The organism is Pseudomonas frigoris, from assembly GCF_047758635.1.
GTDB classification, from domain to species: domain Bacteria; phylum Pseudomonadota; class Gammaproteobacteria; order Pseudomonadales; family Pseudomonadaceae; genus Aquipseudomonas; species Aquipseudomonas frigoris.
This window is the reverse complement of the sequence record NZ_CP180479.1, coordinates 3,142,833-3,155,275: the sequence shown is the minus strand read 5'-3', so window position 1 is coordinate 3,155,275 and position 12,443 is coordinate 3,142,833. Positions and strand designations below refer to the sequence as shown.

At 58.1% G+C, this 12,443-nt stretch carries 10 protein-coding genes and 2 pseudogenes; 6 read left to right on the top strand and 6 right to left on the bottom strand.

Annotation, left to right across the window (positions count from 1 at the left end; all coding sequences use genetic code 11):
* Positions 1-67 precede the first annotated feature (67 nt).
* Entirely contained in the window at positions 68-568 is a 501-nt protein-coding gene (gene tpx / locus ACMXYH_RS14485) for a thiol peroxidase (RefSeq protein WP_008150862.1), read from the bottom strand.
* 317 nt (positions 569-885) lie between these two features.
* On the opposite strand from tpx, the gene ACMXYH_RS14480 reads away from it, so the two are divergent.
* Together ACMXYH_RS14480 and ACMXYH_RS14475 are read left to right on the top strand one after the other, a co-directional pair.
* Positions 886-1,311: a YciI family protein gene (locus tag ACMXYH_RS14480; RefSeq protein WP_129443873.1), complete on the top strand. Its 426-nt coding sequence runs from the start codon at positions 886-888 to the stop codon at positions 1,309-1,311.
* Positions 1,312-1,734: 423 nt separating this feature from the next.
* A pseudogene (locus tag ACMXYH_RS14475) lies at positions 1,735-1,950 on the top strand (DUF1254 domain-containing protein); the annotation flags it as partial.
* 24 nt (positions 1,951-1,974) lie between these two features.
* On the opposite strand, the pseudogene ACMXYH_RS14470 reads toward ACMXYH_RS14475, so the two are convergent.
* Positions 1,975-2,418, bottom strand: a pseudogene (locus ACMXYH_RS14470) (DUF3313 domain-containing protein); the annotation flags it as partial.
* A gap of 109 nt (positions 2,419-2,527) precedes the next feature.
* Between ACMXYH_RS14470 and ACMXYH_RS14465 the strand changes: the two are divergent.
* Positions 2,528-4,879, top strand: coding sequence for a tetratricopeptide repeat protein (locus ACMXYH_RS14465; protein ID WP_415767699.1), 2,352 nt, complete (start codon positions 2,528-2,530; stop codon positions 4,877-4,879).
* A 224-nt stretch (positions 4,880-5,103) separates the two neighbouring features.
* Here the strand turns inward: ACMXYH_RS14465 and ACMXYH_RS14460 are convergent, their stop codons facing one another.
* Entirely contained in the window at positions 5,104-5,463 is a 360-nt protein-coding gene (locus ACMXYH_RS14460; protein ID WP_415767493.1) for a DUF6124 family protein, read from the bottom strand.
* A 540-nt stretch (positions 5,464-6,003) separates the two neighbouring features.
* Here ACMXYH_RS14460 and ACMXYH_RS14455 point away from each other — a divergent pair.
* Positions 6,004-7,545, top strand: coding sequence for a T6SS phospholipase effector Tle1-like catalytic domain-containing protein (locus ACMXYH_RS14455; RefSeq protein WP_415767492.1), 1,542 nt, complete (start codon positions 6,004-6,006; stop codon positions 7,543-7,545).
* Positions 7,545-8,201 carry a DUF2931 family protein gene (locus ACMXYH_RS14450; protein ID WP_415767491.1) on the top strand — a complete coding sequence of 219 codons (657 nt, stop codon included), beginning with the start codon at positions 7,545-7,547 and terminating at the stop codon, positions 8,199-8,201. Before ACMXYH_RS14455 ends, ACMXYH_RS14450 begins: the two co-directional genes overlap by 1 nt.
* Positions 8,202-8,313: 112 nt before the next feature.
* On the opposite strand, the gene ACMXYH_RS14445 is transcribed toward ACMXYH_RS14450, so the two are convergent.
* Positions 8,314-9,282, bottom strand: coding sequence for a hypothetical protein (locus ACMXYH_RS14445; protein ID WP_415767489.1), 969 nt, complete (start codon positions 9,280-9,282; stop codon positions 8,314-8,316).
* Between the two features lie 262 nt (positions 9,283-9,544).
* Between ACMXYH_RS14445 and ACMXYH_RS14440 the strand changes: the two genes are divergently transcribed.
* Positions 9,545-10,045: a hypothetical protein gene (locus tag ACMXYH_RS14440; protein WP_415767488.1), complete on the top strand. Its 501-nt coding sequence runs from the start codon at positions 9,545-9,547 to the stop codon at positions 10,043-10,045.
* A gap of 51 nt (positions 10,046-10,096) precedes the next feature.
* Here the strand turns inward: ACMXYH_RS14440 and ACMXYH_RS14435 are convergent, their stop codons facing one another.
* Both ACMXYH_RS14435 and ACMXYH_RS14430 read right to left on the bottom strand, forming a co-directional pair.
* Entirely contained in the window at positions 10,097-10,579 is a 483-nt protein-coding gene (locus tag ACMXYH_RS14435; RefSeq protein ID WP_415767487.1) for a DUF934 domain-containing protein, read from the bottom strand.
* Positions 10,576-12,246 carry a nitrite/sulfite reductase gene (locus ACMXYH_RS14430; protein WP_415767486.1) on the bottom strand — a complete coding sequence of 557 codons (1,671 nt, stop codon included), beginning with the start codon at positions 12,244-12,246 and terminating at the stop codon, positions 10,576-10,578. Before ACMXYH_RS14430 ends, ACMXYH_RS14435 begins: the two co-directional genes overlap by 4 nt.
* Positions 12,247-12,443: the final 197 nt, after the last annotated feature.

Below are 12,443 nucleotides of genomic sequence, written 5' to 3'. Positions count from 1 at the left end.
GGCGACAACGCGGCGGGGAAATTGAGTGAGAACGCCCCCTAGGCCGTTAACAATTGTAAAACTACTTTTACTTCAGAACGGCGAGTGCTGCTTCGTAGTTCGGTTCTTCAGCGATTTCCTTGACCAGTTCGCTGTGCAGAACGTTGTCGTTTTCGTCCAGAACCACGACGGCACGGGCCGTCAGGCCTTTGAGCGGGCCGTCAGCGATGGCAACGCCGTAGTTCTCGATGAACTCGGCACCGCGCAGGGTCGACAGGTTTTGTACGTTTTCCAGGCCTTCGGCGCCGCAGAAGCGCGCTTGAGCGAACGGCAGGTCAGCGGAAATGCACAGCACGACAGTGTTGGCGACATCACTGGCCTGGGCGTTGAACTTGCGAACCGAAGTCGCGCAGGTCGGGGTATCGACGCTTGGGAAGATGTTCAGCACTTTGCGCTTGCCGGCGAAGCTCGCCAGGGTCACGTCGGACAGATTGCCGGCAACCAGGGAAAAGGCTGGCGCCTTGGAACCGGCTTGTGGCAGTTGGCCGTTGACTTGAACCGGGGAGCCTTTAAGAGTGACTTGAGCCATGAACGGAGTCCTTCTGAACGTTGTTGTAGAGAATTTTGAAGAGGCCGAAGTTAACCACGAAATGGCCCGACGACCTATGCCCAGATACAAATTGTGAAGTGTCGCCCCCTAAATTGGATACAACTCTAACAATCAACACAAAACCTGTGGGAGCGAGCTTGCTCGCGATAGCGGACTAACAGTCGACTGGTACACCGCTATCGCGAGCAAGCTCGCTCCCACAGGATCGGATGCATGCAAGGCAGCCAGCGCTGTCGATTCAAGCGACGGCCATTCGACTAACCTGTGAATCACTCACATCCAGCGGAGATAAGACCATGCGATTCATGATCATTGTGAAAGCCAGCCAGGATTCCGAGGCCGGTGTGATGCCCAGCGAGGAACTGTTGACCGCGATGGGCAACTACAACGAGGAGCTGGTCAAAGCCGGCATCCTCATCGAGTGCGATGGCCTGCAACCCAGCAGCAAGGGCGCCCGGGTGCGATTCTCGGGTGAAAAGCGCACGGTGATCGACGGCCCGTTCGCCGAAACCAAGGAACTGATCGCCGGCTACTGGATTTGGCAGGTGAAGTCGAAACAAGAGGCAATCGAGTGGGTCAAGCGCTGCCCCAACCCGATGCCAGGCACCGACGCCGAGATCGAGATTCGCCAGGTGTTCGAGGCCGAAGATTTCGGGGCTGAGTTCACACCGGAGTTGCGAGAGCAGGAGGAGCGACTTCGCGAGCAGGCGAAAAAACGCTGAATAATCCAATCAATGTGGCAAGGGGGCGTGTCCCCCTCGCCACATCGGCAGTCCATGGATCTCTACCCCCTGTTTCCCAACAACTTTTTAGTACACGGAACTCACGCAAACGTGTACAAAAAACCAAGGATTCCCCCTTCGGCTGGCGAACCCGGCGTCAGCTGCTAGCTTCAACAGAGTGTCCTACAGGCCCGGTACCCACCCTCCAGGATGACTACACGCCCGCGCCTCACGACACCAATATCCACACCAATGACGTTCTAATGCGTGGCACTTAACCCTCGCTCCCGGCGATATGCTGCGCGCCACCGTGCCAATCAACACTCGCCCCCACCCAAACGGCGGCTACAGCAACGGCGATGGCCTACTGCAATTCGCACAGCTCGCCGGGACCAACGTCACCTTCGGCATGAGGACTTTGATATGCACGTTGCAATTCGCGCAGCCGGTTTCAGCCTGATGACGATGTTCGTCAGTTGCGGCGTCGGTGCTCGGGACCTCGATATGCGGATCGGCAAGATCGCGATGGCAGGCGAATCGCCGACCCAAGAATCGATCGCCAGGCTTTACGCCGAGCTGGATTTCCAACAGGCGACCCAAAGTTATCTGTGGGCCTTGCCGCTGGTTTCCTACGCGCTGTGACAGGAAGAACTCCGTGACAAACTCGGCGTTCAGGCGGCGACCTGTCGGTGAGTGATGCAGCGCCTCCACGATCATTCCCACGAGTGCCTCAGTGGCTAGGTCGGTTTCCTGAGCGCGAATGCCACTGGCCGTGTTCACAGCCGCTGCCACCAGGGCGATCGAGATCACTTCATAGGGCTTCAGGCTTTCAGTCTTGCTGCTCACGGCGGTGATGGCGGCGCGCACCACGATCACACCCGGACCAGGACCTGCGGCCAACGGCAGGGATTTACCGATTTCGCGCTTGAGTGCCTGATCGTAGTAACGGGTGATTCCGTTCAGGGTCGCCTGAGGGATTTTCACGGTCGGTTGAGGTTTGGGATAGAGCTGGGTCGGTTCGATGTAAACACTGGTGAATTTGTTGATGTCGAGTTTGGGGTCCACCCAGCGCATCACCATGACCGTGGCACCCGAGGGTGGCAACGCTACACAGTAAATCACAACCGTCATTTGACAGACGCCGGCCATCCGGCAAAGTTGCGTCGAGCTTGAACGCGCGCCTGACGGCAAACGCACCCGGACTATGGAAGTCGCAATACCGAAACATAAAAATAAAGCGGTACAGACAAACCCTGATTCGCCACCGACCTTGATCAACCGTTACCTGTTTCTCGTCACCCTCGGCGTCTTGCTATTGGCCGTCGCGGGCATCGGCTGGTTTCTGTTCAGCAGCAAACCGGCCCCCGTGACTTATGCGCCTGTCAGCGCTCCGGTCGCTCAGCCGGCCAAACCGCAACCGGTCGCCGTGGCGCAGGCAACGATGGTCGATGAGCAACAATGCCAAGGCTGCCACAGCGAGCAGGTCAAGGACTGGCAAGGCTCCCATCACCAATTGGCAATGCAGGAAGCCAATGCCGAGACGATGCTGGGCGACTTCAATAACGTCTCCTTCAAAGCGGAAAATGAAACCACCCGTTTCTCGCGCAAGGGCAACGAATTCTGGGTTAACACTCCCGGCATTGACGGCAAGAATGCCGACTTCAAGGTCGCCTACACCTTCGGCATCGCGCCGTTGCAGCAATACCTGATCGAGGTCGGCGAAGGTCGGTTGCAGGCCCTCGGCGTGGCCTGGGATACCGAGAAGCACCGCTGGTTTCACCTCTATCCGGGCCAGGGTGTGAACTTCAAAGACCCGTTGCACTGGAGCAAGCCGAGCCAGAACGCCAACTTCATGTGCGTCGAGTGCCACACCACCGGTTACAAACGCAATTTCGATGCCGCGAAAAACACCTTCGACAGTCACTGGAACAGCCTCGGTGTCGGCTGTCAGGCTTGCCACGGTCCGGCCTCCAATCACCTGGAATGGACGGCAAAAAAAGGTGACCTGGTCCATGCCGGCTTTGCCGTCGACCTGAAGGACAAGAACGCCACTGTCGAAATCGAAACCTGTGCCCGATGCCACTCGCGCCGTGCCCCTTTGGGTGACGGCTTCACCGCCGGCAAGCGCCTGATGGATGACTACCTGCCGAGCACCCTGACCCGCGAGTTGTACGCGCTGGACGGCAAGATCAAGGACGAAGTGTTCGAACACGGCTCCTTCGCCCAGAGCAAAATGTTCGACAAAGGCGTGCGCTGCAGCAACTGCCACAACCCGCACAGCACCGAGCTGAAGGCACCGGGAAACGGTGTCTGCCTGCAATGCCACAACACCGCCGGCAAGACTTCGGTGGACGGCGTCGACGGCAAAGGGCTGCAAGCGAAGAACTACGATTCCATCGAACACACCCGCCACACCATGGGCCAGCCGGGTTCGCAGTGCATGGATTGCCACATGCCCGGCAAGTTCTACATGGGTAATGACTTCAGGCATGACCACAGTTTCAGCATCCCCAACCCTGAGCGGGCGAAAAAACTCGGCACGCCGGATGCTTGCCTGACCTGTCACCAGGGCAAGGCAGGCGACAAGGTCACCGAGCAATTCAAGCTCTGGAACACCACCATCGCGCAGGGACCGCGTTACGACGAAAGCCTGTGGCTGATTCGCAACGGTCAGCCCGGCGCCGCACAAGCCTTGTACGAGCAGCTTCAACGCAGCAATTTGCCAGCGATTCAGCGCGCGACCCTACTCGCCGAGTTGCCGCTGTACCCAAGCGAACAGGCGTTAAAACTGGCCACCAAGGACTTGAACAACCCGGCCCCACAAGTGCGTGAAAGCGCCGTTCGGGCGATCACCGCGTTCCTGCCGCCACCGGAGCGCGCGCCGCTGTTGACGCCGTTGCTGGGCGACCCGGTGAAGGCTGTGCGGATTGTCGCGGCTCGGGACCTGCTGAGCGTGGCCCGTAATGGATTAGGCAGCGCCCAGACCCCCTGGAATGCAGCCATCGCTGAATACGAGGAAGTCCAGAAGAGCCTGGCCGAACGCGCCGAAGCCAACCTCAACCTGGCCATGCTCTATCAGGCCAGCGGTCGTAGCGACGAAGTCGAAGCGCTGCTGCGCACCGCACTCAAACGCGATCCGGATTTCTACCCGGCGCTGGTGACGCTGGTGCAATGGCTGGAGGAGAACGGACGCAGTCAGGAAGCTCAGACGCTGCTGGAGCAGAGCCTGAAAGAACATCCAAATGCCGCCCTGCTGCAACACACGCAAGGCCTGTCGCTGGTGCGCGCGGGCAAATCAGCCCAGGCCATGCCGGCCCTGCGCAAAGCCGCACAACTGGAGCCTCAGAACGCCCAATACGGTTACGTGTTGGCGGTGGCGTTGCACGACAGCGGCAAGGTCGATGAGGCCTGCCAAGAGCTGGAGCGGCTGCTGAAAGTGCAACCGGCCAATCGCAATGCCCGGTTGTCGTTGATCCAGTACTACCTGGATAACGGGCAGGAACCGAAGGCACAGGTGCTGTTGCAGGGCTGGAAGAAAATGAACATGGGGGATCCGGCGTTGAAGTAATTGATGGTGTGCATCCTTGAAATCCACCCCTCACCCTAACCCTCTCCCCAGCGGGTGGAGGGGACTGAAGGAAGTGGGTATTGGAATGGAGTTCGTGCTTAAAGCGGACGAAGCGATACGCAACATGTGACCGAAGTGACGGCAAACACGCTGGGCCGAGCAGCGGCCCCAAAAAAGGGTTGCTGCGTAGCCCAACGTTACTCACTCACCACAGCAGACCGCACCTAAGCAGGTGGATCAATTTTATCCAGCACCCGGTTCGCAGTGATCTCCGCCACCATGATGCTGTTTGAAATGCCCAGCAGCGCATAGCGCGACCCACCCTCTAGATGATCCACTAACTGATGGACCATCACATCGACCGAGGCCAGCGTCTCGACCAAAAAAACCGCCAGGGTTTCGGTAGTCGCCTCGGGGTCCACGGAAAACAGGGTGCTGCGCGTTCGCGGTGTGGCTTTGATGTCGGCATTCGACGGGAAGTGGAAGTTCAGAGCCCGCTCGGCGGCCTCGTTGAGCTTCTTTGAATCGGGTTCGTACGGGGAGACCGGATCGGTGTCCGGCGGATTGGGTGTGACCTTGAACATGGTGAAACTCCTAGAGAAAAGGAGCTGCCACCATTCGCTGCGAAACGAAAAAAGGTGGCAACTGTACGCGGGTTCGCAGACCAGGACTCTAGGAACCCGGCAGACCCTAAGGCCTCCCACGCACAGCCGCCATGACATGAATGACAGACCTAATGAAGCGTCTGCTCACGGGCGGTAGACGTTGTGCGTCTAGAGTTTACCCGGGCTGCGAAACCCGATCACTGATGGGCAGTGACACGAATCAAGTTACCGAGCGGCCCTAAGGCGCACAAGCCGGCGGATTCTGGCGCAGCCGTAGGCAACGGCGCAAGGTCTTGTAGCTTTCAGGACGTAACCATTAGGGCGCTTAAACAAGTACTCTTCAGCGATGTTTAATCAGCGGGCGCTCACGCTCAAAGGCGAGCTAACAATATAGTCGCCACATTAACTTTTCTTTCTGATTGCAGATCTATTTTGGGCAATGTGCCATCCGTTGATTCCTCGCCCCCCAAGTGTCACCCTGCGCGCGTTAATCAAGGATCAGGCCCAAGGAATCAAGGAATGAGTGGCTACGTACCCAACCCGCCTAAAAACCACCGTTACGAAGAAGCCAAACCCGTCGATATACACGCCCAACGCTGGGCGGAATACGAAAAGCACGGTAAAGAACCCGCATCTGCGCCTCAGAAAACCGGCATAGCCTTACGGATCGGCGTCTTCTTCGATGGCACCGGCAACAACGCCAACAACGTCGAGGCGGGTCTTCTCTGCGGTGCCCATCACCCCATTGCGCCAAAAGACATCGATGCCAGTTGCAAGCCGTTCATGAGTGATCCGGACAGCAGCTATGGCAACGACACCAGCAATGTGAAAAAGCTGAGTGATCTGTATAGCGTGACTCAACAAGCAGAAGGGGAAGGCTCGCAAAAAAGCGCCTCGCGCATCGTCTATGTCGAGGGCATCGGCACCGAAGCCGATGAAAAAGACAGTGTCCTGGGTGCAGGCGCCGGACGTGGTGATACCGGTGTTGCAGGGCGCGTCCAGTCCTCGTTCGCACTGATCAAGCAGCGCATCAATGAAGTGTTGGTAGACAACCCCGCAAGTGAAATCACCTCACTGACGTTCGACACCTTTGGCTTCAGCCGTGGCGCCGCAGCTGCTCGGCACTTTGCCAATGAAATCGTACGCGCCAAGCAGGGCCCTTTAGGGGATGTCCTGCGCAGCAACCCCAACGCCTACAGCGCAACTTTCAACGACCAATACAAAAGCGGCATTCACATGGGCTTTATCGGCCTGTTCGATACCGTGCCATCGATTGCCGGGTGGTCCAATTTGGGGAATATCAAAAGCCCCATCGCAACAGGCATCAAACTCTACCTCGATCGTCGTTTTTTCACAGACGTCGTCCAACTGGTCGCACGTGACGAATGCCGAGCCAACTTTGCCCTCAGTCGAATCAAACCCGCATTCCCAGAAATTAGGGTGCCCGGCGTCCATTCAGACATCGGCGGCGGCTACCTCGAAGAGGCACAAGAGTGTGTGCTGATCAGCCCCATGCAGGCGCTCGAAGTACCACTCAATACAGATGTCGTCACCACGTCGATTTACCGGGATGCGGCGAGTGTAAAAAGCCTGTGGGTCTCCCAAGGCTGGCCATCGCAGTTACTGGAGATTGTCACACCCGCTGCGTTCGAATTACCGAATGCCCCGCAAGACCGGCTCAGCCCAGGAACAAAACGTGTCTACGCTGCGTTGCAGCTCAAGCGTCCCGTGAGTGGCATGCTTTCAAGGGTGTATCTGCGAGTGATGCATCACTTGGCGAAGGAAAAAGGCGTTCGTTTCAACGATATCCCTGATTCGCCTGATCTGGCGGTTCCAGCTGAACTTCAGGCGCTGTGTGACAGGTTTGTCGCGGGCGACTACAGCACCACACCGCAAGATGAACGACTGCTGCAACTGAAGTACATCCATACGTCCGCCAACTGGAACCACCCTTTAGGTAGAAACGATGGTAGCGGTCTAAACGCTGTTTACATTAATGCCCCCACGCAGGACGCGATCCGCGTGCAACACCCTCATGTACCTGACTGGACGCTTTGGTAATGAAACGACTCATCATGCTACTGGGCATTTTGCTCATTGCCGGTTGCCAGGCTGCGGAACCGCTTTCATCAAAAAATGACCCTAAGTCTCAATGGTGGGAACTCGCGTTTACCGAACCCCACTACATGAAGGTCTGGGTGGAGGACAGTTCCGTAGAAGACATAAATGGCAAGGTGTTTCAACACACCGGCGCAGGTTCGGCCTCGGGCGGCGAACCAGAAGACGGCACAGAATCCGCCAAAGGTTGGCGAGGCGTCGGCGGCTCTGGAAAAGCGGTGGTCGGCGCCGATCTACCCAAACGTATTTTCGTGCGCTGGCAGTCCATCGTAGAGCCACAGACTTACCAGGTCTGGGTGGACATCCCCGAGCAGGCCAGACAACTTATGCGTTCATCGATCACGCAGCGCTGCCCGGCAACCCCTGAACAAGAGGCCCGGTACATGGCCTCTATCTACCTGGGCCTGGCCCCCGGTGGCGTCGTACAGATATGGGTCAGAGATTCATGCCACCGTCCCGTCGAGGTAGCGCAAGCCAAAGCAGAGATTGAGCCGTTGGGTCCAAGCCAAGGCAAGAATGACGGCCGTTATGCATACCCCGTGAGTGAAAATTCTAAGCACTATATCCAGAAGTTTGGAATACCTTACGGCAGCTGGTGAGTGTCCAAACTGTCTTGCTCTGGAGAATCGCAGCCAGGTCGCTTTACGAGGCATAAACAGCGGCCAGCCACCCACAACCCCAAGGGGTGGATATAAATGACACCCCACATCTTCACCATGACGACCCGCTCTTCAACGCCAACTCCCGCCGACTATTCGCCCGCATCGCCTTGATCAACGACACCGTCCCCACCAGCAAAATCGCCGCGCCAAACAGGAAGTCGATGTTGTACAGATGAAAGTCCTGCAACGGCCCGACCAGCAATATCCGGACTGCACCGATACTCACCAGCGTGGCGAGAAAATCGATGCCCGGCTCGTCGCGATAAAACACATGCATCAGCGGCAGGCAAATCACCAGCAGCAACAGCAAGACGATCACTTTGAACGAGCCTTTGCGCTCGACGCTGAACGCACATTCGTTGACGGCGTAAGGCTTGTAATCCTCGTCACGCACCAACGCGTTTTTCTCGTTGATGTACTCGGCCCGGTTGTACTTCTGAATGGGTGTAAAGGTGTTCGACATCTCCATCACCGTGGTGATGTGGCGAAAGCGCAAGTCGATGCGCTCATTGCCCTTGAGGTAATACAGCACCGGTTTGTAGCCGTAGCGGTAGGTGTCGAAGGGAAACTCGCTGGCGCGTCCCTGTACGCCGATCGGTCGCGGCTCCAGCTCCGCGTATGCACTTTTGTTGTCTGAGGCGAGGTTACGGCTCAGGGGTTTGATCCTGACCTGTTCGAGAAAAATCGGCGTGGCGCCGTAGGACCATTGCAGCGGTTCCAGGCGCAAGCGCAGCTCGTTTCGGCCCAGGTCGTAGCGGTTGAAAGTGCGCTCGGAAACAATCACCGCGCCGCTAAGCATGAACTCGCCACGCAGGTTGTTGGTGATGCGCAGGGTCAGCTGATCCTTGCCCAGCGACAGCGCATCGGCGGCCGGTGGCGTGCCGCACCAGGCATAACTGTCGAACGCACCACCCAACTGCCCGCCGCGGTTTTCCTGGAACACATAAAAGTAACCGCCCCACAGGGTCAACATCAGCAGAAACGCGGTTAACCCTAAAATCTTCTTGCCCACACTCAAACCAGACTCCTTTCGGTACGACTTCCTTATGAAATGCGGACTCTACCAAAGTGCCATCATCGACCCAAGTACAAATGCCTTGCGCCACCACACAACATTTCCCAAGGCGTGCGACTACACCGAATTAATTTAAATTCTGGATGATGGCTCACTGCCATTAGTGCTAGAGTCCGCGCCGGGCAGTCAGCCCCCAATACTCACAACGAGGCGACATGAAGCGTACCTCGGCCAATGACGGCAATCCCGGTCTCAAGGATCATCAATGAAAGCTCTCCGCACGCTGTTCACCGTTACAGCCCTGACCGCCACACTGCTGACTTCGGGCTGTGCAAGCATCGTAGGCGACAGCAAATACCCAGTGAACGTGTCGAGCACTCCAAGCGGTGCCGACTTCACCATCAAGAACAAGGACGGAGTCATCGTTCATAACGGTTCCACGCCCAATACCGTTACCCTGCCTTCAGGTCGTGGCTACTTCAAAGGTGAGGCCTACACCATCACCTTTAAGAAAGAAGGTTATGCCGATACCAGCGCTACGCTGGAAACAAGCATGAGTGGCTGGTATTGGGGCAACCTGTTGTTGGGTGGGTTGATTGGCATGCTCGTTGTCGATCCACTCACTGGCGCGATGTACAAACTTCCCGCCGATGCTGCGGGCAATCTCGGCAGCCCACTGCCTGGTGAAGCGCCAAAAAGCCTGACACTGCTCGAAATTGATCAGCTTTCTCCAAGCGATCGAGCTGCTCTGGTCCGTATCAACTGACCGCGCTAGGCGCATCCAGCTCTACAGGATGCGCCGTCCTCACCGGGGTTTCTACTGACGCCGTCGAAACAACGGCCGCGGCTCAATTACCGAACGCCCATACAGCACACTCATCCCGGCCAGCCCCTTGAGCGCTTCTTCAACCGACTTGTCCTCACGCACCGCAAAGCTGTCGAACCCGCATTGGCGCATGTGGCTAAGTTGATCGCGCAGTACGTCGCCGACCGCGCGCAACTCGCCCGTCCAGCCCAATCGAGTGCGCAGCAAGTACGCCTGGCTGTAACCGCGACCATCACGGAAACTCGGAAAGTCCAGGGCGATCAGCGGCAGGTGTGAAAACCACGGCTTGAGGCTGTCCACTTCATCGTCCGGCCCCAACCACACACCCTTTTGCGGTGGACCTTCAAGCCAGCGGGCCAACGGCAGAATCACTGCACCCGCCGGCCATTCATCGTTGACATCCCTGACCAGGGTCCATGGATCATCAGCGACAATCCGCGCCACACCCTCCTCCAGCCGTAGCACATTGTTCATGCCGACACCTCCAACAGCTTCGGATAGACCTGCTCTTTGAACGGTTCCAGACCGATGCGCTGCAAGGTGTCGACGAACACTTCCTCACTCTCGCGGTAATTGACGAACGTGGCGATGATCCGCTCGATCACCCCGGGCACTTCGGCGGCGCTGAAGGACGGGCCGATGACTTTGCCCAATGCGCTGTTCTTGCCCTGAGCCCCGCCGAGGGTGATCTGGTACCACTCGCTGCCGTTCTTATCGACCCCCAGAATGCCGATGTTGCCGATGTGGTGGTGGCCGCAGGCGTTCATGCAGCCGGAGATGTTCAGGCTGATGTCGCCCAGATCATGCAGATAGTCGAGGTCTTCGAAGCGTGCCTGAATCGCTTGCGCGATAGGGATCGACTTGGCATTGGCCAGCGCGCAGAAGTCGCCGCCGGGGCAGGCGATGATGTCGGTCAGCAAACCGATGTTGGCGCAGCCCAGGCCCTGTTCGCAGGCGCGACTCCAGAGCGTGTAGAGATCAGTCTTGGGCACGTCGGGCAACACAATGTTCTGTTCATGGGCGATGCGAATTTCGCCAAAACCGAACTGCTCGGACCAGTCGGCCACGGCCTCCATTTGCTCGGCCGTGACATCACCCGGCGGTGAGGCGATGCCCGGTTTGGTCGACAGCACCACGCTGGCGTAACCCGGCACTTTGTGCGGCTGAAGGTTGCGCGACACCCAACGGGCGAAGGCCGGGTTTTCGGACAGGCGTGTGCCGAAATCGAGATCGGTGTCCGCCAGAGCGCGGTAATCCGGCGGTACAAAGGCACTGGCCACGCGCTCATATTCGACTTCAGTCAACTGCGCCGGACCGTCCTTGAGGTACTGCCACTCCTCCTCCACTTCCCGGGCAAAGGCTTCGATGCCCAGCGCCTTGACCAGAATCTTGATCCGCGCCTTGTACTTGTTGTCGCGCCGACCGTGGCGGTTGTAGACCCGCAGCACCGCTTCGACGTAGGACAGCAGGTGTTGCCACGGCAACCCTTCGCGAATCTGCAAACCAAGGATCGGCGTGCGCCCCAACCCTCCGCCGACGATGACCCGCAGCAGCATTTGCCCGTCGGTTCCCGGGGAAAGATAGAGGCCGATGTCATGCATCATGATCGCCGCCCGGTCCTGTTCCGCCGAGCAGATGGCGATCTTGAACTTGCGCGGCAGGAACAGGAATTCCGGGTTGATGGTCGACCATTGCCGCAGGATTTCCGCCAGCGGTCGTGGGTCGATCATTTCGTCCGCCACCCCGGCAAAGGCTTCGGTGGTGATGTTGCGCACACAGTTGCCGGAGGTCTGGATCGCGTGCATTTCCACTTGCGCCAGGCGCTCGAGAATGTCCGGCACCTGGGCCAGTTCGATCCAGTTGAACTGCATGTTCTGCCGGGTGGTGAAGTGGCCGTAGCCACGATCGTAATCCCGGGCGATGCTCGCCAGCGTACGCATTTGCGGCGCGCTTAACGTGCCGTAAGGAATCGCCACCCGCAGCATGTAGGCGTGCTTTCGCATGTACAGGCCGTTTTGTAAACGCAGCGGCAGGAATTCTTCTTCGCTCAACTCATCCGCCATGAAGCGTTCGATCTGATCGCGAAACTGCGCGACCCGCTCAAAGACCAGGGCCCGGTCATAGTCATCGTACTGATACATGTGGCTACCTCATCAGGATTGATCGCACGCTCTACATACCCTGTAGCAGCTGTCGAGCCTGCGAGGCTGCGTTCGGCTGCGAAGCAGTCGTAAACCCTGTGCACACGGTTCACCTGACAGACCGAGTCGCTTGGTTTGACGACTGCTTCGCAGCCGAACGCAGCCTCGCAGGCTCGACAGCTGCTACAGGGGATTGG